The sequence below is a fragment of the Clostridia bacterium genome (assembly GCA_012841935.1).
Taxonomy (GTDB): domain Bacteria; phylum Bacillota; class Peptococcia; order DRI-13; family DTU073; genus DUTS01.
Genome location: DUTS01000053.1, coordinates 1 through 23444, shown reverse-complemented (window position 1 = coordinate 23444; position 23444 = coordinate 1). Strand labels below are relative to the sequence as shown.

26 protein-coding genes are annotated in these 23444 nt (G+C 37.0%); all 26 read left to right on the top strand.

Translation table 11 applies throughout. The features are described from left to right. Positions 1-171 precede the first annotated feature (171 nt). The 26 genes from GX687_03250 to GX687_03125 all read left to right on the top strand — a co-directional run bounded on the left by GX687_03250 (position 172) and on the right by GX687_03125 (position 23401). Positions 172-849 carry an isoprenyl transferase gene (locus tag GX687_03250; GenBank protein HHX96466.1) on the top strand — a complete coding sequence of 226 codons (678 nt, stop codon included), beginning with the start codon at positions 172-174 and terminating at the stop codon, positions 847-849. Positions 850-865: 16 nt separating this feature from the next. Then, positions 866-1651, top strand: a complete 786-nt coding sequence (locus GX687_03245) for a phosphatidate cytidylyltransferase (GenBank protein HHX96465.1) — start codon at positions 866-868, stop codon at positions 1649-1651. A gap of 86 nt (positions 1652-1737) precedes the next feature. Next, positions 1738-2748, top strand: coding sequence for a sporulation integral membrane protein YtvI (gene ytvI, locus GX687_03240; protein ID HHX96464.1), 1011 nt, complete (start codon positions 1738-1740; stop codon positions 2746-2748). A gap of 18 nt (positions 2749-2766) precedes the next feature. After that, positions 2767-3921 (top strand): 1-deoxy-D-xylulose-5-phosphate reductoisomerase, encoded by a 1155-nt coding sequence (locus tag GX687_03235; protein HHX96463.1) that lies wholly within the window; start codon positions 2767-2769, stop codon positions 3919-3921. Between the two features lies 1 nt (position 3922). Further along, complete coding sequence (gene rseP, locus GX687_03230) at positions 3923-4972, top strand: RIP metalloprotease RseP (protein ID HHX96462.1); 1050 nt, start codon at positions 3923-3925, stop codon at positions 4970-4972. A gap of 26 nt (positions 4973-4998) precedes the next feature. Next, positions 4999-6081 (top strand): flavodoxin-dependent (E)-4-hydroxy-3-methylbut-2-enyl-diphosphate synthase, encoded by a 1083-nt coding sequence (gene ispG, locus GX687_03225; GenBank protein HHX96461.1) that lies wholly within the window; start codon positions 4999-5001, stop codon positions 6079-6081. Beyond that, complete coding sequence (locus GX687_03220; GenBank protein ID HHX96460.1) at positions 6071-7768, top strand: proline--tRNA ligase; 1698 nt, start codon at positions 6071-6073, stop codon at positions 7766-7768. Before ispG ends, GX687_03220 begins: the two co-directional genes overlap by 11 nt. A 15-nt stretch (positions 7769-7783) precedes the next feature. Beyond that, positions 7784-8416 carry a glycosyltransferase family 2 protein gene (locus tag GX687_03215; GenBank protein ID HHX96459.1) on the top strand — a complete coding sequence of 211 codons (633 nt, stop codon included), beginning with the start codon at positions 7784-7786 and terminating at the stop codon, positions 8414-8416. A gap of 5 nt (positions 8417-8421) precedes the next feature. Continuing rightward, positions 8422-9093 carry an MgtC/SapB family protein gene (locus GX687_03210; protein HHX96458.1) on the top strand — a complete coding sequence of 224 codons (672 nt, stop codon included), beginning with the start codon at positions 8422-8424 and terminating at the stop codon, positions 9091-9093. Between the two features lie 323 nt (positions 9094-9416). Beyond that, on the top strand, positions 9417-9878 hold the full coding sequence (rimP, locus tag GX687_03205; protein ID HHX96457.1) for a ribosome maturation factor RimP: 462 nt from the start codon (positions 9417-9419) through the stop codon (positions 9876-9878). Between the two features lie 18 nt (positions 9879-9896). Continuing rightward, a complete protein-coding gene (nusA, locus tag GX687_03200; protein ID HHX96456.1) occupies positions 9897-10964 on the top strand; it encodes a transcription termination/antitermination protein NusA in 1068 nt (355 codons plus the stop codon). An 11-nt stretch (positions 10965-10975) separates the two neighbouring features. Further along, complete coding sequence (locus tag GX687_03195) at positions 10976-11257, top strand: YlxR family protein (protein ID HHX96455.1); 282 nt, start codon at positions 10976-10978, stop codon at positions 11255-11257. Next, positions 11235-11540, top strand: coding sequence for a hypothetical protein (locus GX687_03190; GenBank protein HHX96454.1), 306 nt, complete (start codon positions 11235-11237; stop codon positions 11538-11540). Before GX687_03195 ends, GX687_03190 begins: the two co-directional genes overlap by 23 nt. Before the next feature lie 35 nt (positions 11541-11575). Beyond that, positions 11576-13648: a translation initiation factor IF-2 gene (gene infB, locus GX687_03185; GenBank protein ID HHX96453.1), complete on the top strand. Its 2073-nt coding sequence runs from the start codon at positions 11576-11578 to the stop codon at positions 13646-13648. Positions 13649-13666: 18 nt separating this feature from the next. Beyond that, positions 13667-14029 carry a 30S ribosome-binding factor RbfA gene (rbfA, locus tag GX687_03180; GenBank protein HHX96452.1) on the top strand — a complete coding sequence of 121 codons (363 nt, stop codon included), beginning with the start codon at positions 13667-13669 and terminating at the stop codon, positions 14027-14029. After that, on the top strand, positions 14026-14985 hold the full coding sequence (locus GX687_03175) for a bifunctional oligoribonuclease/PAP phosphatase NrnA (GenBank protein HHX96451.1): 960 nt from the start codon (positions 14026-14028) through the stop codon (positions 14983-14985). Before rbfA ends, GX687_03175 begins: the two co-directional genes overlap by 4 nt. A gap of 7 nt (positions 14986-14992) precedes the next feature. Next, positions 14993-15880 (top strand): tRNA pseudouridine(55) synthase TruB, encoded by an 888-nt coding sequence (gene truB / locus GX687_03170; protein ID HHX96450.1) that lies wholly within the window; start codon positions 14993-14995, stop codon positions 15878-15880. 4 nt (positions 15881-15884) lie between these two features. Further along, complete coding sequence (locus GX687_03165; GenBank protein HHX96449.1) at positions 15885-16814, top strand: bifunctional riboflavin kinase/FAD synthetase; 930 nt, start codon at positions 15885-15887, stop codon at positions 16812-16814. A 93-nt stretch (positions 16815-16907) separates the two neighbouring features. Continuing rightward, positions 16908-17297: an Asp23/Gls24 family envelope stress response protein gene (locus tag GX687_03160; protein HHX96448.1), complete on the top strand. Its 390-nt coding sequence runs from the start codon at positions 16908-16910 to the stop codon at positions 17295-17297. A 28-nt stretch (positions 17298-17325) separates the two neighbouring features. After that, positions 17326-17844, top strand: a complete 519-nt coding sequence (gene amaP, locus GX687_03155) for an alkaline shock response membrane anchor protein AmaP (GenBank protein ID HHX96447.1) — start codon at positions 17326-17328, stop codon at positions 17842-17844. A gap of 13 nt (positions 17845-17857) precedes the next feature. Next, on the top strand, positions 17858-18289 hold the full coding sequence (nusB, locus tag GX687_03150; GenBank protein HHX96446.1) for a transcription antitermination factor NusB: 432 nt from the start codon (positions 17858-17860) through the stop codon (positions 18287-18289). A gap of 18 nt (positions 18290-18307) precedes the next feature. Beyond that, on the top strand, positions 18308-19162 hold the full coding sequence (folD, locus tag GX687_03145; GenBank protein HHX96445.1) for a bifunctional methylenetetrahydrofolate dehydrogenase/methenyltetrahydrofolate cyclohydrolase FolD: 855 nt from the start codon (positions 18308-18310) through the stop codon (positions 19160-19162). Further along, entirely contained in the window at positions 19143-20366 is a 1224-nt protein-coding gene (locus tag GX687_03140; GenBank protein ID HHX96444.1) for an exodeoxyribonuclease VII large subunit, read from the top strand. The genes folD and GX687_03140 overlap by 20 nt, the downstream gene beginning before the upstream one ends. After that, positions 20350-20574: an exodeoxyribonuclease VII small subunit gene (gene xseB / locus GX687_03135; protein HHX96443.1), complete on the top strand. Its 225-nt coding sequence runs from the start codon at positions 20350-20352 to the stop codon at positions 20572-20574. Before GX687_03140 ends, xseB begins: the two co-directional genes overlap by 17 nt. A gap of 107 nt (positions 20575-20681) precedes the next feature. Beyond that, positions 20682-21467, top strand: a complete 786-nt coding sequence (locus tag GX687_03130) for a polyprenyl synthetase family protein (protein HHX96442.1) — start codon at positions 20682-20684, stop codon at positions 21465-21467. Between the two features lie 26 nt (positions 21468-21493). Beyond that, the gene (locus tag GX687_03125) at positions 21494-23401 is read left to right on the top strand and encodes a 1-deoxy-D-xylulose-5-phosphate synthase (protein ID HHX96441.1); all 1908 of its coding nucleotides are present in this window, start codon (positions 21494-21496) and stop codon (positions 23399-23401) included. The last annotated feature ends 43 nt before the right edge of the window (positions 23402-23444 follow it).

Genomic DNA, 23444 nt, shown 5'->3' with positions numbered 1-23444 from the left:
TCGTTGTACCCGAAGTTAAGCCCTTGGACTGTTATATCAAACAGCGGTAGGTTTTATCCGAAACTGGACAGGAAGAACAGGGAAACAAACAGAACTTATAGAGTTTTATAAGGTTTTGGCAACGGAAGTGTCATTAAAAAAGGTGTAATTCCGAAACATATTGCTATTATTATGGACGGAAATGGACGTTGGGCTTCACAGAGGGGTTTGCCTAGGGTCATGGGTCACCGGGCTGGTGTGGAAGCTCTGCGAAAAATTATCGAAGTGTCTTTGGATATTCGTTTAAAATATTTAACTATATATGCTTTTTCAACAGAAAATTGGAAAAGACCTACAAATGAGGTTAAGGCTTTAATGGGACTTTTAGTTGAATATATAGAAAGAGAATTAGTTGACTTACATCAAAAAGGTATTAAAATAAAACCAATTGGTGATTTAACTGCTCTGCCGCCTAAGGTATTAGTTAAGGTGGAAGAGGCGGTGAAGAGAACTAAACAGAATCAAAAGTTGGTTTTGCAAATAGCATTAAATTATGGGGGCCGTAAGGAAATTTTAAATGCAGTGCAAAAAATAGCCCAACAGGTGGCTATTAGGGAAATAGCTCCCACGGAAATTAATGAGGCCCTAATTACCGAATATCTTTATACTAAAGGTATACCAGAACCAGATTTATTAATTCGTACTGCGGGGGAATTACGCTTGAGTAATTTTTTATTATGGCAAACTGCTTATACCGAGTTTTGGTTTACAGATGTTTTTTGGCCGGAGTTTACTCCAGAACATTTTTCTCAAGCCATCAAGGATTATGCACAGCGTCAGCGGCGATTTGGGGGGCTGCAAGAAAATTAAAAAGTTGGTGAACTAGATGCTTGCTGCAAGAATTATTAGTGCACTAATTGGGATTCCACTGTTAATTTTTATAGTGCTGCAAGGGGATCCCTATTTCTTAATAGCACTTAGTTTTTTAACATTATTGGCCTTAAGTGAATTTAAAAATATTATTAGTGGAATCGGACAACAAGGTTTGTTATTTCCTTTATTAGTTGGGGCCCTTTTATTTCCCCTACAGTTTCTGTTAAAATATAAATATATTTTACCGTTTTTTTTCTTTTATCTATTATTTTGTTTTTGTTATTATTTAATTTTTTATCCCCGTTATTCACTTGATGATTTATCTATAACTATTCTCGGCATACTTTATATTTTGGGCGGATTCCTTCATTTACTTTTATTGCGTCAGCTTTCTGAAGGTGCCTGGTTGGTACTTTATTTATTTATTGTTATTTGGAGCACTGATACTGGAGCTTATTTTATTGGCCTAACTTTAGGTAAACATAAACTTGCACCGGCAATTAGTCCTAAAAAAACCTGGGAAGGTTTTCTAGGGGGTTTAGTGACAAGTTTTTTGGCTGTTTATTTGTTTAGTCTTCATTTTTCGCTGTCAAATGTACTTTTTTATTTGACACCTCTAATTTCCTGTTTTGGACAATTGGGGGATTTGTTTGCTAGTAGTTTAAAAAGATTTGCCCATTTAAAGGATTTTGGGCAAATAATTCCCGGCCATGGTGGTGTCTTGGATCGTTTTGACAGTATTTTATGGGCTGCACCTTTGACTTATTATTTATTAATAACTTGTGAAAGGTTGTTGTAAAAGTGAATTCAGAAATGGAAAAATATAAAAAATGGTTATTTAAAATAGGGCTATTTCTTGTAATTTTGTTTACCTTGTATTTTATTATGGCCTATTTTATTCCCCTTACCTATGATGTTTTAGTGTTATTGTTTAAGGCTTTTTTGCCTTTTATTTTAGCTGTTGTTTTGGCTGTTTTAATTGATCCCTTAGTCAATCTTTTGGAAAGTAAAAAAATTAAACGTGGTTTTGCTGTTGCTATCGCTTTACTGCTTTTAATTGTGGTGATTACCTTTTTATTGATTGTGGTTATTTCACGGTTAGTTTTGGAACTCTCCGAATTGTATCAGGAACTGCCAATTTATACGCGTACTTTTTACGGTTGTTTTCTCGATTTCCTGGAATTAATGCGAAATTTCTTGACTCGTAATCCTTTACCACAGGAAATTCAGTCCGCTATTCTTAATAGTATGAATGTGGTTATTGACCAGTCTGGTAGTCTAATTGCTAAATCGATTAATTTTCTTTTCGGTTTATTTGCTGGTTTACCGGGATTCTTAACAATTTTATTGGTTTCCACTGTGGCTACCTTCTTTATGAGTAAGGATCGAGAACGTTTGGTACAAATGTTTTATCGTTATTTACCCATTAAATATAAAAATACTACCATTGGTTTGGTTTCTCATGTGAATAATGCTTTGATTGGATTTTTTAGGGCAGAAGTAATTTTAATTGGCATTACTATGGTGATCGCCACCCTAGGATTGTTTATTATAAGAATTAATTATGCATTTACCATTGGGATCATTGTTGGCTTTTTGGATTTATTACCAGTGGTGGGACCAGGCACCTTATTTATACCTTGGGCGATTGTTGCTTTATTTACTTCCAATATAAAAGTGGGTGTGGGGCTTTTAATTCTTTATGGAATAATTAGTGTAGTACGGCAATTAATTGAACCTAAAATTCTTGCAGAAAACATTGGATTGAATCCTCTAGCTGTACTTTTATCTTTATATTTAGGCTTGAAATTAATTGGTATTAGCGGCATTATTATTGGTCCCTTCATTTTTATAATTCTTAAAGGGCTTTTGGTGAGTTGGACACCACCTCATTAATGGAAAGGAGTAGTCTGCTTGAAAAAAATCGCTATTTTAGGTTCTACAGGTTCTATAGGGAGGCAGGCTCTGCAGGTAATTGATGAATTACCCGGTGAGTTTAAAGTAGTTGGTTTAGCTGCTGGTGCAAATATACAGCTTTTGGTCGAACAAATTAGAAAATATAAACCAAATTATGTGGCCTTAGGAAGTTCGGAAAAAGCTGCACAATTAAAAAATGTACTTCCTACTAATGTACCTTTATTTACTGGTAAAAAGGGATTATCTAAATTAGTGGAGGCTGCGGATTTAGATTTTTTATTGGTTGCCGTAAGTGGTATTCATGGTTTACTGCCTACTTTAACAGCTTTGGAAAAGAAAATCACTGTAGGTTTGGCAAATAAGGAAACTATAGTAACAGCTGGTGCTTTAGTGATGGAAACAGCGAAAAAATATGGGGCATTGTTAATTCCCGTAGACAGTGAACATTCAGCAATTTGGCAGTGTACGGAAAAAGAAAACCAGCAGGCCATTGAAAAAATAATATTAACGGCTTCTGGGGGACCTTTTTTGAATTTCAGCACTACACAATTAAAAACGGTTACTCCTCAAATGGCTTTGCGGCATCCCAATTGGGAAATGGGGGCCAAAATTACTATCGACAGTGCTACTTTGATTAACAAGGGCCTAGAGGTTATTGAGGCACATTGGTTATTTAATTTGCCGTATGAAAAAATAGAAGTAGTTATTCATCCAGAAAGCCTGATTCATTCTTTAGTGCAATATCATGATGGTTCTGTTTTGGCTCAACTTGGTTGTCCAGATATGCGGGTACCTATTCAATATGCTTTAACTTATCCCTTTCGACAGGCTAATTCCTTTCCCCGTATAAATTTAGCCGAGTTGGGGACCATTTCTTTTCAAAAACCTGATTTTACCCGTTTTCCTGGTTTGTTATTAGCTTTAGAGGCGGGTAAAATGGGGGGAACGATGCCCATTGTTTTTAATGCTGCTAATGAAATAGCGGTTAAACTCTTTTTGCAAAACAGTATAAAATTTACGGAGATACCTCAAATTATTGAAGGGGTTATGGCTAAACACGCAGTAGTTTCCGAATTTCAAATTGAAGATATTTTAGCCTGGGATAAATGGGCCCGATCACTGACTGTGAAAATCGCTAAGGGGGTTATTTAGTTTGTATACGTTATTGATTTCCTTAATTGTTTTTGGAATTATAATTTTCGTACATGAATTTGGTCATTTTGGTGTAGCTAAATTAACCGGGGTTCGTGTAGAAGAATTTAGTTTGGGGATGGGGCCTCCACTGTTCAAGCATAAAAAAGGGGAGACCCTTTATAGTCTTAGAGTCTTACCTTTGGGTGGTTTTTGTAAAATGACGGGTGAAATGGATGAGGAAGAGGAACCTTCACTAGATCCCCAAAATTTTAATAATAAGCCTTGGGGGGCTCGCAGTGCAATTATTGCAGCTGGTTCGGCCATGAATTTTTTACTTGGTGCTTTAATTTTTGTTTTAATGTTTTCCATAGTCGGTTTGCCAACAGATTATACTAATCAAATTGGTGAGGTAATACCAGAGGGTGTAGCTGCTAAAGCTGGTCTGCTTACCGGAGATGAAATTATTGAAATTAATGGACAGACTATTAATAGCTGGCAGGAAATCACAACAATTATTCATTCTGGTAATGGTCAGGCTTTAAATTTATTGGTAAAAAGGGATGAACAACTTTTGCGAGTAGAGGTTGTGCCTGAATTTGATGTAGAAAATGGTGTGTACTTGATTGGTATTATGCCTCAAGAACCTATTTTGGAGCGTATGCCCTTATTGGCAGGGATTAGTCAGGGTTTTGGGCAAACCTATGAAATTACCCGTGAAATGATTCGTCAATTGTTTTTATTGATTACTGGTCAAGTTTCTACAGATGGGGTGGCCGGCCCTGTGGGTATAATTAAAATTATTGGGGAATCGGCCCGTTTGGGTTGGATTAATGTTGCTTATTTAACAGCAATCATTTCGATTAATTTGGGATTAATTAATCTTTTACCTATCCCAGCGTTAGATGGCGGTCGTCTATTCTTTTTGATAATAGAGGCATTGCGGGGCGGCAAAAAAATAGAACCGGAAAAAGAAAACTTTGTTCATTTTTTGGGATTTGCTTTATTAATGTTATTAATGGTTTTTATAACGTATCAGGATATTATTCGTTGGCGTACAGGTGGTTTTTAATTAAAAAAAGATAGGGATGAGTATTAATGGTTTTCAAACGCCGGCAAACTAAAAATTTTTTTATTGGTTCAGTAGGTATAGGTCATTTACACCCAATTTCAATTCAATCAATGACTAATACACCTACAAAGGATGTTGCGGCTACTGTGGCTCAAATTAAAGCCTTGTCAGTAGCCGGTTGTGAACTTATACGTGTGGCTGTGCCGGATCAAACTGGGGCCGAAGCCCTGCCTGCAATTATAAAGCAGTCTCCCTTACCGGTGATTGCCGATATACATTTTGATTATCGTTTAGCTTTATTGGCTTTGGAGAATGGTGTCAAGGGATTACGGCTAAATCCGGGTAATATTGGTGCTGCTTGGAAAGTAAAAGAAATAGTCAAAAGTGCACAGCAAAAAGAAGTGCCTATTAGGATTGGGGTGAATAGTGGTTCCTTGGAAAAAGAGTTTTTGAAAAAATATGGTCAGCCAACTCCGGAGGCTATGGTTGAGAGTGCTATTCGGCAAATTGAACTTTTTGAACAACTCAATTTTGCTTCTGTAAAAATTTCTTTAAAGTCTTCACAGGTACCTTTAATGCTTGCAGCTTATCGCCAGATAGCCAAATTAGTGCCCTATCCGCTGCATTTGGGTGTTACTGAAGCAGGTTTGGAGCAAACGGGAACCATAAAATCTGCCATCGGAATTGGTACCTTATTAGCTGAGGGAATTGGTGATACCCTGCGAGTTTCTTTAGCCACTGATCCACTTGCGGAAATTAGGGTCGCCCGTGAAATTTTGCGTACTTTGGGTTTTCGCCGTGAAGGTGTTGAAATTATTGCCTGTCCAACATGTGCCCGCTGTGAAATAAATTTATTTTCTTTAGCTAAAGAAATAGAAGAGCGTTTAGCAAATATAAAAAAACCTCTGCGTATAGCTGTTATGGGGTGTGTTGTCAATGGACCTGGTGAAGCACGTGAAGCTGATTTAGGTATAGCCGGAGGTAAAGGGGAGGGAGTCCTTTTTGTGGGGGGTAAAATAAAAAAGAAAGTGCCGGAAGCACAATTAGTGAAAGAATTATGTGCAGAAGTAGAAAAAATACTCAAGGAGGATGAGGGGGATGTATGTTAGCCAATTATATGCACCGACACTGCGTGAAGTACCGGCTGAGGCCGAAATAAAAAGTCATCAATTATTAGTAAGAGCCGGATTTATTCGTAAATCATCTGCTGGGGTTTATTCTTATTTACCTTTGGCTTGGCGGGTTTTAAATAAAATTTCGGCTATTGTGCGTCAGGAAATGAATAAAGTTGGTGGTCAGGAAATTCTAATGCCAATTTTACAACCTGCTGAAATTTGGTTGGAATCTGGTAGGTGGTCGGTTTATGGTAAAGAATTATTTCGTTTACAGGATCGGCAGCAGCGTGATTTTTGTTTAGGACCCACTCATGAAGAATTAGTAACAGATTTAGTACGGGCTGATGTTTATTCTTATCGTCAATTGCCTTTATATTTGTATCAAATACAAAATAAATATCGGGATGAGTTGCGGCCGCGTTTTGGTTTAATGCGGGGACGCGAATTTATTATGAAAGATCTTTATTCTTTTGATCGGGATGAAGCTGGTTTAGAAAAAAGTTATCAGAAATTATATCAGGCTTATAAAAAAGTTTTTCAAGCTTGTGGTTTGGATTTTCGTATCGTAGAAGCTGATTCTGGGGCGATTGGGGGTAATGTCACTCATGAATTTATGGTTTTGGCTACTAGTGGTGAAGCGGAAATAGTTTACTGTTCAGTTTGTGATTATGCGGCTAATGTGGAAATAGCACCTTGTAAACCTACCCAAAATCTTCCCGAAGAAAAAAAGGCTAAACAGAAAGTCGCTACACCTACACAAACAACTGTTGAGCAGGTCACCGCTTTTTTAAAGGTGGCACCGCAAAAACTAATTAAAGCTTTATTTTATCAGGCAGATGACAAGATTATTGCGGTTTTAGTAAGAGGTGATCGTACTCTTAATGAAATTAAGTTGAAAAAAATGTGTTCAGCTAATAATTTAACATTGGCTTCCGCCGAGAAAATTTATGAAATAACGGCTTGTCAGCCCGGTTTTGTAGGACCAGTTGGTTTGAAAAATATAGAGATTTATGCTGATGAGGAAATTAAGACGCTGACTAATGCAGTATGTGGTGCCAATCAAGCAGGTTATCATTTAATTAATGTTCAACCTGGTAGGGATTTTTCCGTAAGTGCTTATGCCGATTTGCGTATGTGTGAAGCAGCTGAGCCCTGTCCAAAGTGTCAGTCTCCTTTGAAAACAGCCCGTGGTATAGAAGTTGGCCAAGTTTTCAAATTGGGAACTAAATATAGTGAGTCTTTAGGTGCTAAATATAATGATGAGTTTGGTAAAGAAAGACTAATGGTTATGGGCTGTTATGGTATTGGTATTAGTCGAACCATGGCTGCGGTGGTGGAACAAAATAATGATTCTGAAGGGATTATTTGGCCTTTATCCATAGCCCCTTATCAGGTAGTTATTATTCCGGTATCACCAACTGATGAATTACTTTGGGAAAATGCACAGGAAATTTATCAACAATTACTAGAAAATGGTGTTGAGGTAGTGCTTGATGATCGTGATGAACGGGCTGGTGTAAAATTTAAAGATGCGGATTTAATTGGTTATCCACTACGTCTAACTCTAGGTAGAAGATTTAAAACACACGAAGAAATTGAATTAAAATTGCGCAGCGAAAAGGAAGCAACATTTGTACCTCGTAAGGAGATACTAAAGGTAGTGCAAGATTTAATAAATTAAAGGGGGTCAACTTGGATGTGTGTTTCAGCTATTATCCCGGCCTATAACGAAGCAAAATATATTGGTGATGTTTTAAAGGTATTGCGGGATGTAGAGGAAATCACCCAAATTATTGTAGTTAGTGATGGTTCTACTGATCATACGGTTGGTGAGGCCTTAAAATGGGGTGTGCAAGTAATTGCTTTGCGAAAGAATATTGGCAAAGGTGGTGCCCTAACTATTGGTCTTCAATATGCTAATGAAGAAATAGTTTTATTTTTGGATGCGGATTTATTAGGCTTGACTGTAAACCATATTCAGTGTTTAATTAAGCCAATCATTACTAAAGAAGCTGAAATGGCAATAGGTGTTTTTGAGAATGGACGTTTAGTTACTGATGCTGCACAAGCCCTTTACCCTTATTTATCAGGTCAGCGTTGTATTAGAAAAAGTTGTTTGGCACAAATAAAAGATTTAGCTTTTTCCGGTTTTGGTGCAGAGGCTGTTTTAACCCATTATGCTCAGCGGGAGAATATGGAAACTGTTTATGTGCAATTACCGAAAATGTCACATGTGATGAAAGAGGAGAAACTTGGTTTGGTCAAGGGATTTGCGTCGCGTATGAAAATGTATTGGGAAATTGCTAAAAATGCACGTTTGGGGGGATAGAAGCCGTGACACAAGAATTAATAATTATTTGGCGTCTTTTTTTAGCTGCCTTTTTAGGAGGATTAGTTGGTTTAGAGCGGGAAAGTGTAAATAAGGCTGCTGGCTTAAGAACCCATACATTGGTTGCCTTGGGAGCCTGTTTAATTATGTTAACTTCAGTTGAAATTTTTAAAATAAATGGACCAGGAACAGACTCTTCGCGTATAGCTGCTCAAGTTGTTAGTGGTATTGGTTTTTTAGGTGCGGGAACAATTATGAGATCTAGTTTTGGAATCAAAGGTTTAACTACAGCAGCTTCTTTATGGATTGTGGCGGCCATCGGTTTAGCAGTAGGATTGGGTAGTTATTTGGCTGCTATTACCGCTACAGGCATAGTTTTTATTGTTTTATTGTTAATGCCTCAATTTGAATCAAGGGTTAAAAGTTCACCGCGGAAATATAAAACTGTTGAAATTATTATGGCTGATCAACCTGGACAATTAGGTTTGGTTTCCACGACTTTGGGTAAAAATAATATTAATATTCGTAAAGTAAATATTGAAGAGGTGGAAGGTGAAAGCATTATCCGGGTAGTTTTTAGCATTATTTTACCCTATTATTTAAAAGAAGAGGAAGTATCTGAATCCTTACGAACTATAAGGGGAATTGAGCAGGTTAGATTTATTGAAAAAGAGTAAAAAATCTATTTTTAATAATTCCCCACTGTAAAATATTCGCGTCTGGGCAAATTGCTTTTATTTTCTGAAGATGATATAATAAATTCATATTTTAGTGGGGAACATTTACTTATTGCTTGGCATCTAAACTTAAGGCCCAGAAAAAGATACTAGTAAAATTAGGTAAATATCTACTCAGATCTGCTGAATAACTTGCTTAAGTTGTCAATGATATGTTATACTCAAATTCAGATGGAAGCAGAGTGTGGTTTTAAGCTTTAAGAGTGGGGGCCCCCACTCTTTATCTCTTTAAAAAGCACTGTTAATTAAAAGGGGGAATCTGTTTGTCTAAAAAAATAAGTGATTTAGTTTATAAATTAGTAGAGCCTTTAGTATTAGAAAATAATATAGAATTAGTTGATGTTGAATTTGTTAAAGAAGGTGCTAATTATTATTTGCGTTTGTTTATTGATCGTGAGGGGGGAGTAAGACTTAGTGATTGTGAAAAAATTAGTGAACAAGTTTCCGAGCTTTTAGATGAAGTAGATCCAATCCCTCATGCTTATTTTTTGGAGGTTTCTTCACCTGGTATAGAACGAACCTTGAAAAGGGAAAAAGATTTTATTAGGTATCAGGGACATTTAGTTAATGTAAGCACCTATGTACCTATCGATGGAAAAAAAAGGTGGCAGGGCAAATTAGGTATATATAATCAGTCTGTTTTAAAGTTAATTTTGGAAGATCAAACAGAACTTAATATCCCTTGGGAAAAGGTTTCCCAGGTAAAACTTGAGGTACATATATAAGGAAGGGGAAAAATTAAAATGAATTTAGAGCTAATTCAGGCCTTACATGATTTAGAAAAAGAAAAAGGTATTAATTTTGAGGTTTTAATTGAAGCCATTGAAGCTGCTTTAATTTCTGCTTATAAAAAGAATTTTGGAACACAGCAAAATGTTAGGGTAATTTTTGATCGGGTAACAGGTAATATAAAGGTTTTGGCACGAAAAATTGTCGTCGAAGAAATTAAGGATCCGCGTTTGGAAATTTCTTTAGAGGCAGCTAGAAAAATGGATCCGCGATATGAATTAGAACATTTAGTGGAAATTGAAGTTACGCCCCGTAATTTTGGTCGTATTGCTGCCCAAACAGCTAAACAAGTAGTTATTCAACGTATTCGTGAAGCAGAACGGGATTTAATTTATGAGGAATTTAGTAATCGTGAAGATGATATCATTTCCGGTCTGGTACAGCGGATTGAAAATCGAATTGTTTTTATTGATTTGGGTAAAACCGAGGCTATTTTAAATCCACAGGAACAATTAACTACAGAGCAATATCAGCCGGGTATGCGTTTGAAAACATATGTCATTGAGGTTAAAAAGACAACTAAAGGTTCACATATCCTTGTTTCTAGAACTCATCCTGGGTTATTAAAACGTCTTTTTGAATTGGAGGTTCCGGAAATTTATGATGGAATTGTTGAAATAAAAGCAATTGCCCGGGAAGCAGGTTCACGTTCCAAGCTAGCAGTTTATTCTAAAAATGAAAATGTAGATCCTGTGGGGGCCTGTGTGGGGCATAAAGGAATGCGGGTACAGGCTATTGTGCAAGAATTAAAAGGCGAAAAAATAGATATAGTGAAATGGGATTCCGATCCAGTGGAGTTTATTGCTAATTCTTTAAGTCCTGCAAAAGTAACTGGGGTTGAACTTTTTGAGGATGGGAAAATGGCTCGGGTTGTCGTAGCTGATGATCAGCTTTCTTTGGCTATTGGTAAAGAGGGTCAAAATGCACGTTTGGCAGCAAAATTAACTGGCTGGAAAATTGATATTAAAAGTGAATCTCAATTGACGGCAAATTCTGAGGAAGATTTACAGCAAGAAGAATAGGGGGGGTTTTTATGAAGCGGCGAAAAATTCCTTATCGGCTGTGTGTCGGTTGTCAAGAAATGAAGCCCAAAAAAGAGCTAATTCGTATTGTTCGTACACCTAATGAGGGAGTTGTGCTTGATTCTACTGGGAAAAAACCGGGCCGGGGTGTTTATCTTTGTGCACAAAAGGAATGTTTGCTTAAGGCTCTTAAGGGGAATAAATTAGAAAAAAGTTTACAGCAGCCATTAAGTGAAGAATTAATTCAAAGATTAAAAGTTGGTTTAGGTTATGAAGTTCCCCGAGAAAGTTAAACCACTCTTAGGTTTTGCCCGTAAAAGTGGTAGATTGTTTTTAGGTGAAAAAGCTGTAAAAGCGTCCTTAAAAAGAGGAGAAGCTCAGTTAGTCCTTTTTGCTACAGATTTTTCGGAAAAAAGAAGAGAATTTATCGGCCAATGGTGTGCCTCACAGCAGGTTCCCTTTTTTACCGTGGGAACGAAAAAAGAGTATGGTACAATCTTGGGAGTTAATTTATGTAGCCTACTGGTAATAACCGATAAAAAAATTGCCGCAAAAATCTTCGCATATTTATCTTGACCGTGTGTGTTTGAAAATTATTGGGAGGTGATGTTATGGCTACAAAGCGTATTTATGAATTGGCGAGAGAAATGAAAATGACAAGTAAGGAATTGGTAGCTAAACTTCAGGAAATAGGTTTATCTGTAAAAAATCATATGAGCACGGTGCCGACTACTGAAGTGGAACGAATTAAAAAAATGGTTTATAATTTGGGTCGTGAGGAAAAGGTGAAGCCAAAAACAGCCGAACAACCAAAGCAAAATGTGAGACGCGGTAAAAGTCAAAAACCACAATCTAGGACTAAAAAACAGGCAGCACGTGGTCGGAAAAAAAGAAAACCTCAGAGTTCCGTAAAAAAACAAGCTCCGGTACGTGTCAAAGAAATAATTTTGGAGGGTCCACTTACTGTTCAGGAGTTTGCTCATTGTTTAAAGAGAAAGGCCGGGGAAGTAATTAAAAAATTAATTTCCATGGGTGTCATGGTGACAATTAATCAGGAATTAGATATAGATACCTTGATTTTATTAGGTGAGGAATTTGGCACTAATGTAAAGGTTAAAGCCACGAAAGAAGAATTATTGTTTAGTGAAGTCACTGATAGTCCGGAGGATTTGGCGATACGTCCTCCAGTAATTACAATTATGGGACATGTTGATCATGGGAAAACTTCGCTTTTAGATGCTATTCGTCAAACTGAAGTTACTGCTACCGAGGCTGGTGGTATTACACAACATATTGGGGCTTATCAAGTAAAGATAAATGATAAAAAAATTACTTTTTTGGATACTCCAGGTCATGAGGCCTTTACCGCTATGCGGGCAAGAGGGGCTCAAATTACCGATATTGTAATTTTAGTAGTGGCTGCTGATGATGGGGTAATGCCTCAGACTGTAGAGGCCATCAAGCATTCACAAGCCGCAAAATTGCCTATAATTGTAGCCATTACCAAAATGGATAAAACAGCTGCAAATCCGGAACGGATAAAACAGGCTCTAACCGAATATAATTTAGTTCCCGAAGAATGGGGAGGGGAAACTATCTACTGTCATGTTTCGGCGAGAACAAAAGAAGGTATAACTAATCTTTTGGAAATGATATTATTGTTAGCGGAATTGTCGGAGTTAAAAGCCAATCCCCATAAAGCCGCGGTTGGTACAATTATTGAGGCTGAATTGGATAAAGGGCGGGGACCAGTAGCTACTGTTTTGGTACAGGAAGGTATTCTTATGGTAGGGGATTATATAATTGTGGGGACTGCACATGGTCGTGTGCGGGCCATGCAGGATGATAAAGGTCAGCGTTTGGAAAGGGCCTTGCCGTCAACCCCTGTGGAAATTATTGGCTTATCAGCTGTGCCACAAGCCGGGGATGCTTTTCATGTGGTAAAAGATGAACATTTAGCTAAAGAAATTATTAATGAACGTACCATGGAAGAAAGGGAAAAAACCATGCAGGCGGCAAGTCGTGTTTCTTTGGATGATTTATTTGCTCAAATAAAAGAAGGTGAAGTCCAGGAATTAAATATTATAATTAAAGGGGATGTACATGGTTCAATTGAAGCTTTAAAACATTCCTTAGAAAATCTCTCTACTAATGAAGTGCGTGTCAATATTATTCACCAAGCGGTTGGTGGGATTTCCGAAACTGATGTGATGTTGGCTACAGCTTCTAATGCAATAATCATTGGTTTTAATGTTAGACCAGATGCCAATGCCCGGCGGGTAATTGAAGAACAAAAGGTAGATGTGCGTTTATATCGGGTTATTTATGAGGCGATAGAAGATGTTAAAGCTGCTATGAGCGGACTTTTACAACCGGAAATAAAAGAGGAGATTATTGGTAAAGGGGAAGTTCGTGCTGTTATTAAGGTGCCCAAGGTTGGTTTTATTGCTGGTTCCTATATATCCGAAGGTAAAATTATCCGTAATAGTCAAGTACGGGTAATTCGTGATGAAATTGTAATTCATGAAGGGAAAATTAGTTCTTTACGCAGATTTAAAGATGATATTCGTGAAGTTAGTAGTGGTTTTGAATGTGGTTTAGCATTAGAAAACTACTATGATTTCCAGGAAGGTGATCAATTAGAATTTTTCATGTTAAAAGAGGTAAAACGGGAAATTTCCTAAGGCTGGGAGGTTTGGAAAATGGTTAATCACCGTAGTTTTAGAATGGGTGAAGAAATAAAAAGGGAATTATCGCGGTTAATTCACGAGGAAATGAAGGACCCACGTTTAAAAGGTTTAATTAGTATTACTCATGTAGATGTAACTAATGATTTGGGATATGCTCGGATTTATGTAAGTATTATGGCTGAACCGGCTGATCAGTCCATGACTTTACAAGTTTTACAGAAAGCAAGTGGTTTTTTAAGAAGTGAATTAGCTAAAACGTTAGCAACTTATCAAACACCAGAATTAATTTTTAAACTTGATGCCTCTATTGAATATGGTGCCAGGATTAATCGAATTTTGGAAGATATTAATCAACAAAAAGGAGAAAATAAATGACGGCTTGGTCGAAAATTATGTCCCTTATTCAAGATTATCAGCAAATAATTTTGCTTTTACATGAAAAACCTGATGGTGATTGTTTAGGTTCTGCCTTGGCTTTAGGTCTCTATTTACAAGGTGAAGGTTTTCAGCCTTTAATTTATCATCCTGAAAAAATTAATCGAGAATTTAGCTTTTTACCTGGTCAAGATTTGATAAAATATTATACAAAGCAGGTTTTGCCTGAAAAACCGGTGATTGCTGTAGATTGTGCCGCGGAAAATCGTCTGCTTTATACTCTTCCGCAAAATGTACCTATAATTAATATTGACCATCATCAGAGTAATACATTTTTTGGAGATTATAATTTAGTTGAACCAGAGGCGGCAGCTGCGGGTGAAATAATTTTTAGGCTTTTACAAAATGCTCAAAAATCTATTTCAGCGGAAATAGCTACTTGTTTATATGTGGCAGTGGCCACCGATACTGGTTATTTCCGCCATAGCAGCACTACAGCGGAAACTTTTTTTATTGCCGGAAAATTATTAAATTACGGGGCCGCTGTTGATTTAATTCGCGAACATCTTTTTGAAAAAAGACCTTTTAAAGAATTAAAAATTATTAAAATAGCTTTGGATAAATTACAGTTTGCACAAGAAAAACGAATTGTTTGGACAGCATTATCATATGAAGATTTAGCTGCTAATGGTTTGCTGAATATTGATACTGAAAAAATTATTAGTTTATTGCGTTCAGTAGCAGGTGTGCAGGTAGCTTTGGTTTTTAAAGAATTGGAACCTCGAAAGATTAAAGTAAGTTTGCGGGGTAAACAAGGCTATGATGTTAATCTTTTGGCTCAGCATTTTAATGGGGGTGGCCATGCCCAGGCTGCTGGCTGCTCTTTAGAAGGGAATCTTAAAGAATCAGTTAATTTAGTAATTAAAAAAACTGCCGATTTACTTGAAAAACTTTGATTAAGGAATGATCTTTATGGATGGTGTGCTTAATGTTTTAAAACCTCCGGGATTAACTTCTCATGATGTTGTTGTTTATTTACGCCGAAAATTGCACACAAAAAAAATTGGTCATGCTGGAACATTAGATCCCCAGGCAGTTGGTGTTTTACCTTTAGGGGTGGGAAAGGCGACTCGTCTGTTAGAATTTATGCTTGCTGCAGATAAGGAATATTGGGCAGAATTAACTTTTGGTATTACCACTGATACTCAGGATGCTTGGGGTAGAGTGCTTCGCACTAGTAATTGTGCTGATCTTTCACTAGAGGAAATTAAAAGTAAACTAGGACAATTTATGGGGGAAATAAAACAAACACCTCCTGATTATTCAGCGGTAAAAGTAAATGGTATACCCCTTTATAAAAGATCTCGCCTGGGTTTGGAAACTAAAGTATCTCCGCGGACGGTTTTTGTCTATGATTTTAAAATAATTAAATATAAACCACCGCGTTTGATTTTTAAGATTCATTGTTCTAAAGGTACTTATATTAGAACTATTTGTCATGATTTAGGTGAATCCTTGGGAGTTGGAGCTCATCTTTCTTTTTTATTGAGAACACGGGTTGGAGGCTTTTCGATTGCTGAAAGTATTTTGCCGGAAAAAATAGGTCTTTTAAAAGAAAAGGCTCTTTTGCCATTGGAAATTGGTGTTGAAAATCTAAAAAAACTTATATTAACCGAAAATGAACTAGTAAAAATTAGACATGGGCAGAAGGTTTTTTTACCGGAGTCTACCCCTTTGGCTAAAAATATTGCCATTTTTAATCATCAAGGGGAGCTAGAAGCCATTGCGGAAATTCTTTCACAAGAACAAAAAGTTATTTTAAAACCAAAAAAAGTTTTAAAGAGGGATTAATAAAGTGCACATAATCGAGGATTTAGCTCAAATTAAAAAATTAAATTACTCATGGTCTTTGGCGTTAGGAAATTTTGATGGTGTGCATCTGGGGCATCAAGTACTACTTCGCCGCTGTGTTCAAGAAAGTCGTTTAAAGGCTTGGACACCCGCGGTTTTATTATGGGAGCCTCATCCACAGTCTGTTTTACAAAAAAAGCCTTTTAAACAATTGACAACTCCACGGCAGAAGTTTGATTTAATTAAAGCTCAGGGTATAGAATATCTAATTCGTTTGCCCTTTGAGCAGAAAGTTGCTTCTTTGACTCCGCAAAAGTTTGTTGAACAATATTTAAAAATTTTTCAGGTTAAAAAGGTATTTGTGGGTTTTAATTATACTTTTGGGAAAGACAGGCAGGGAACGGCTAATTTACTTAAAAAATGGGGGGAACAAACAGGATTTTCTGTTTCCATTATTGAACCTATAATGGTAGAAGGGGAAATAGTTAGTAGTTCCTTAATTCGGGAAAAATATAAAAAAGGTGATCTTGTCACAGCTGCTAAATTATTGGGCTATTATCCTTATGTTCAGGGACGGGTAATTCCCGGAGAAAAACGAGGCCGTCAATTAGGTTTTCCTACAGCTAATTTAATGATTTCACCTAGGCAAATTTTGCCTTTGGAGGGTGTTTATGCGGCCTTTGTAGAATATGAGCAGTGTTTTTGGCCAGCTGTGGTAAACATAGGAAAAAGACCTACATTTAATAAAACTTCGTTAACAATTGAGGCCCATATTCTTGATTTTCAGCAAGACTTATATCAAAAAGAATTGAAAATTTTTTTGATAGAATATTTGCGGTCTGAATGTAAATTCGCAACTGTAGAGGGGTTATCAACTCAAATTAGCGAAGATTTAAAAAAAGCTAAACGACTTTTCTCGGGGGTCAAAATGTGATTCCTGTTTGTAAAACCAATGTTTGTTAATTGTTAATTGCTTTGCTATAATTATAAAAAGAAATAGTAAAAAATTAAAAGGGAGGAAATAAGTATGGAAAAAGAAAGTAAGGAAAAAACAATTCGCACCAAGGAAGGGACAGTAAAAATTTCTGATGAAGTTGTGGCAATTATTGCCGGATTAGCTACTACTGAGGTAAAAGGTGTAGCCGGTATGAGTGGTGGGATTGTAGGTGGTTTAGCAGATTTTGTCGGTAAAAAAAGTCCGGCAAAAGGGGTTAAAGTTGATGTTGGTGATCAAGAAGTTACTGTAGATGTTTATGTCATCGTTGAATTTGGCGTAAGAATACCTGATGTAGCCCATGAAATTCAGCGTAAGGTGAAAAAAGCCATTGAAGACATGACTGGATTAACTGTCTTGGAAACAAATGTACATATCCAAGGAGTATCCTTTCCCAGTGAGGCCAAAGAAGAAATTAAATAAATTTTGGCCCATATAAGGGGGAATTATAATGGTGAGTCGACAGTCGAGAATGGTAATTAGTATTCTCTCTAGTGGTTATCTGTTACTGGCAGTTTTATTTTTTAATATTTCTTTGGGGTGGTTCACACCTGTAGATCATTTTGATTATTTATTACTTGATCCACATAAAAGATGGGTTTTAGGTTTTATTTCTTTTTTAGTTTTTCTTTTTTCGCTTTTTTTGTTATTTGATAATCTCAGGACTAAACAAAAGATAACAGCAACTATTCATCAAACTGCTTTGGGGCAAATTGAAATAACTATACCGGCATTGGAAGCACTTGTTTGTAAAGCTGTACAAACATTTAAGGAAATAGATGTAGTTAAGCCAATACTAGAATTAAAGGAAAACAAATTAACGGTAGTCTTAAAAATAAAGGTTAATCCCGATTTAGATATTCCACAAACTACGGCTGAACTTCAACATGTGATTAAGGACTACATAACAGAAACAACCGGGACAAGCATTCATACTATTAAGGTTGAAGTAGCACAAATTAATTCCTAAAAGGAGGATCCTTTTGTCTAGACGTTTGGCACGCGAAATAGCAATGCAAACATTATTTGCGGTTGATCTAGGTCATGAATTACCAGAAGAAATGTTAGCTTTACTCGGTCGGCAAAAATCTCTTTCAGCTCCAGGGACCGTTTTTAGTAAACAATTGGTAGAGGGTGTTTTAACGCGGCTAGTGTTGTTAGATAAAATTATAAAGAAATATGCATTAGAATGGGATTTGGAAAGATTGGCTACTATTGATCGTAATCTTTTACGAATGGCATTATTCGAAATGATTTTTTTACCGGAAATTCCTCCCGCCGTAGTTATTAATGAGGTATTGGAAATAGCTAAAATTTACAGTTCCTCTGAAGCACCTCGCTTTATTAATGGTATTTTGGGAAAAATAATTATGGATCTGGAATTGATCAGGACCGAACAAAATATTGGAAACTAAGAGGGGGATTTGTCCGATATGCCTGCACAGATCATTGATGGTCGGGCTATAGCTCAAAAATTACGGGAACAAATTAAAAATAGAGTAGAAAAAATTAATGAATCCGGGATCATCCCCGGTTTGGCAGTAGTTTTGGTTGGTGATGATCCGGCTTCACAGATTTATGTAAATAATAAAGTTAAAGCTTGTCGGGAATGTAATATTAAATCCGAAGTTATTAAATTACCTGTAACTACTTCTGAAGAATATTTACTGCAGGAAATAGAAAAATTAAATCAGCGTACTGATGTACATGGTATCTTAGTACAACTTCCTTTACCAAATCAAATTAGGGAAAGGGTAATTATTGAGGCTCTCAAACCGGAAAAAGATGTGGATGGTTTACACCCTTTCAATCAGGGGAAATTATTTGCGGGTAATCCCGGTTTGGTTCCTTGTACACCCTATGGTTGTTTAAAATTGATTGAAAGTACGGGGACAGCGATTAGTGGCAAAAAAGCAGTAATCATTGGCCGCAGTAATTTAGTGGGTAAACCTATGGCTGCTTTGCTGTTAAAGGAAAATGCCACGGTAACCATTTGCCATTCCCGTACCCAAAATTTAGCTTCAATAACTCAAACTGCTGATATTTTAGTAGTAGCTATTGGGCAACCCAATTTTATAACCGTTGAAATGGTTAAACCTGGTTCTTTGGTTCTAGATGTGGGTATTAATCGTTTGCCTAATGGGAAATTGACAGGTGATGTTGATTTTCCGGCTGTACGTGAAAGGGCCGCTTGGTTATCCCCGGTTCCGGGTGGTGTAGGTCCTTTAACAATTACCATGCTTCTTGAGAATACTTTGGGGGCTGTTTATGAACAACAAAATTTTTAAAGTAAGTGAATTAAGTGCCTTTATTAAACATCTTTTGGATAATCATCCCGTTTTATCAAGTGTATGGGTAAGGGGTGAAATCGCCAATTTTAAGCACCATAGTTCAGGTCATCTTTATTTTTCGCTAAAGGATGAGCAGAGTAATGTGCGTGTGGTTATGTTTAGAAGTAGAGCTCGTAATTTGAATTTTAAACCTGAAAATGGTTTAGACTGTTTAGTACGTGGTTATATTTCTTTATATCCTAGGGAAACTGCTTTGCAGCTTTATGCAGAAGAAATTGTTCCCGCCGGAATTGGTTTGCAAAGCATTGCCTTGGCAAAATTAAAAGAAAAACTACAGAAAAAAGGCTATTTTGCCCCAGAACGAAAAAAGCCGCTGCCTTTATTACCTCAAGGTATCGGTATTATCAGTTCTCCTGTCGGTGCCGCCCTACAGGATATAAGTAAGGTGGTCTGGCGGCGTTATCCGGGCATGTATCTGTTACTATATCCGGCCTTGGTTCAAGGGGAAGGAGCTGTGGAAGATGTTGTTCAGGGGATCAAGGTATTAAATACTCGTGAAGATATTGATCTGATCATTATCGCCCGGGGTGGTGGTTCAGCGGAAGATCTTCAGGCCTTTAATTCTGAGTTGATCGCCACAGCAATTTTTAATTCCACAAAACCTGTTGTTTCCGCGATTGGTCATGAAATTGATTTGACCATTGCTGATTTGGTTGCTGATTTACGGGCGGCTACTCCTTCTATGGCCGGTGAATTGGTAGTTCCGGTACGTGTTGAATTGGAAAATAATTTGATAAAGAAAAAAGAGCGTTTACATCATTTAATTAATACACGTTTAGATAAAGAAAAAATGAAATTATCCTATTTGGCAGAAATGAGTTTGTTAAAGCGGCCAGAGCGTTGGTTGGATCAATATAGAGAGGGATTGGCTAAATTAGCTGATCGTTTAAATAATTGTGGGGATTTTTTAATTAATAATAATCAGCAGCAATTGGCTTTGGTAGCCGGTAAATTACAATCCTTAAGTCCTTTAGCTACTTTGGCCAGGGGTTATAGTATTTGTAAACATGAAAATGGTGATTTGTTAATAAATGCAAATCAAGTTAAAATAGCGGAAAAAATTTTGGTTCAATTACATCAGGGATTATTAAAGTGTAGTGTGCTGCAAAAGGAGGAGAATATTGGTGAAAAAAAAGGCTAGTTATGAGGATAATTTAAAGAGGCTCGAAGAAATAATTACTCATTTGGAAAAGGGAGAAATACCCCTTGAAGAGGGCCTAGCCTATTTTGAAGAAGGTATTTCCCTTTTGAAAAAATGTCAAAAACAGCTGGATTTTACCGCTGAAAAAATTCAGGTTTTAAAAAAGGATGATTTAGTAGAAATTGCGGAAGAGAAGGAAGCTGAATAGAAGTGAATTTGGAAATTTATTTACAAGAACGAGCCTGTTTGATTGAAACTACCTTGCGGGAAATATTACCTAAAAAAGATGCTTTTCCGACCTTAATTCATGAATCCATGCACTATAGTGTTTTTGCTGGTGGAAAAAGATTAAGACCTATTTTATGTTTAGCAGCGGTGGAAGCAATCGGCAGAGACTTTAAGCCCTTATTGCCGATTGCTTGTGCCTTGGAAATGATTCATACCTATTCGCTAATACATGATGATTTACCGGCAATGGATGATGATGATTATCGTCGGGGAAAACTAACTAATCATAAAGTATATGGTGAAGGGGTTGCGATTTTAGCTGGTGATGCACTTTTAACGTATGCTTTTGAAGTCTTAGCAAAGTATGGTCTTCAATTTTTTTCTCCGCAAATTGTCTGTCAGGTTATGCAAGAAATTGCTTTAGCTGTAGGAACCAAAGGCATGATTGGGGGACAAGTGGCAGATTTAATGGCTGCTGAGCAGGGAAAAAAGGATAAAAACTTGTTGATCTATATTCATACTCATAAAACTGGGGCTCTTTTTAGAGCCGCTCTGCGGACTGGTGCCTTGTTAGCTGGTGCCACTACTACAGAATTGGTTTGTTTAACCACTTATGCCGAAAAATTTGGTTTGGCTTTTCAAATTACCGACGATTTATTAGATCTAACGGGAAATTCGGAAAAATTAGGTAAAACAGTTGGTAGTGATCAAGCAATGGGTAAACTTACTTTTCCGGCTCTTTATGGTATAGAAAAATCGCGAGAATTGGTCCAGGAAGTAGTTGATGAAGCTTTACAGACCTTAGCAAAATTACCAGGTGAAACTAAACCTTTAGAACTTTTACTGCAGTACCTAGTGGTGAGAGAGGTTTAGGATTTAATTATTAAAGGAGCAGCAAAATGAGTCTATTATCAAAAATTAATTCTCCGCGTGATTTAAAGCAACTTTCTCTTGAAGATTTAAATGAATTGGCTGATGAAATTCGTTCTTTTCTTTTAAAAACGGTAGCTTTTACGGGAGGCCATTTGGCGGCTAATTTAGGGGTTGTAGAGTTAACTTTGGCTTTACATTATGTTTTTGATACAGCCAAAGATCGTTTAATATGGGATGTGGGACATCAGGTCTATGTTCATAAAATTTTAACTGATCGTAAAAAACGTTTTACAACACTTCGCCAATATGGCGGTCTAGCCGGTTTTCCTAAAAAAGAAGAGAGTATTCATGATGCCTTTAATACTGGTCACAGTAGTACTTCTATTTCGGCTGCCTTAGGTTTTGCTCTTGCTAGAGAGCAATTAAAGGCAGATTATCAAACAATTGCTGTCATTGGTGATGGCTCGATGACTGGTGGTCAGGCTTTTGAAGCCTTAAATCAGGCTGGTCATTTAAAAGCAAATTTATTGGTAATTTTAAATGATAATGAAATGTCAATTGCCCAAAATGTGGGGGCGATGTCTTCATATTTGAGTCGCTTGCGTTCAGATCCTTTTTATACTAAAAGGAAAAAAGATATAGAATTTATATTACAGAAATTACCGGCGATTGGTTCATCTGTTGTCAAGGCCGCCGAACGGGTTAAAGATAGTTTAAAATATTTATTGGTACCGGGAATGTTATTTGAAGAATTGGGATTTACCTATTTAGGTCCTATTGATGGGCATAATTTAGCTAATATGATTGTAATGCTTAAAAAAACAAAAGATTTTCAGGGACCAGTTTTGTTACACGTAATAACGAAAAAAGGAAAAGGTTATGCTCCGGCAGTGCAGGACCCCGCAGTTTTTCATGGGGTAGGACGTTTTGATTTACACACAGGTAAAATTGTCAAAAAAAGTGGTCCACCCACTTATACCGAAGTGTTTGCCAATACTTTAGTTGATTTGGCGGCTAAAGATCAACACATAATTGCGATTACTGCTGCCATGCCAGAAGGAACGGGTTTAAGTAAATTTGCCTCTCATTATCCACAGCGATTTTTTGATGTGGGTATTGGGGAGCAAAATGCCGTTACTATGGCTGCGGCTATGGCCCTAAAGGGTTTGCGTCCTGTAGTGGCTATTTATTCTAGTTTCTTACAAAGAGCTTATGATCAAATTTTGCATGATGTTTGTTTACAAAAAATACCGGTAGTTTTGGCTATTGATCGGGCTGGTTTGGTTGGCGAAGATGGTCCTACACATCATGGTGTTTTTGATTATTCCTATTTACGACATATTCCCGGGATTACCATTTTAGCCCCGGCTGATGGGTTGGAATTGCGTCAAATGCTTTATTCCGCCTTTTTCTATGAAACACCGGTAGCTTTGCGGTATCCGCGTGGACAGGCACAGGGCGTTATTGGGGAGGAGAAATATCAAAAAATACCGCACGGTAAAGGAAAAGTGATGACCATTGGCAAAGATATCTTGCTTTTGGCAATTGGCTCAATGGTTTATCCGGCTTTAGAGACACATAAACTCCTCAAACAAGCTGGTTATTCCTCTACAGTTATTAATGCTCGTTTTCTTAAACCTCTTGATGTAGACCTAATTTTGCCAGCGGTTGATTCACATAAATATATTGTCACTATGGAGGAAAATGTTATTGCCGGCGGCTTTGGTAGTGCGGTTTTGGAATTATTGGCTCAGCGGGGAAAATCAATACAAAATGTTTTTCTTTTGGGAATACCTGATCAGTTTATTACTCATGGACCACAGCAGGTTTTACGAGAAAAGGTTGGTTTGGAACCAGAAATAATGGCTGCCAGGATTAAACAACATTTTGGCCTAAAATCAACCCCAGGTTGGAGTGTTTTGAATGACCAATAAAAAGCAGCGTTTAGATCAATTGCTTGTTGAAAAAAAGTTAGTT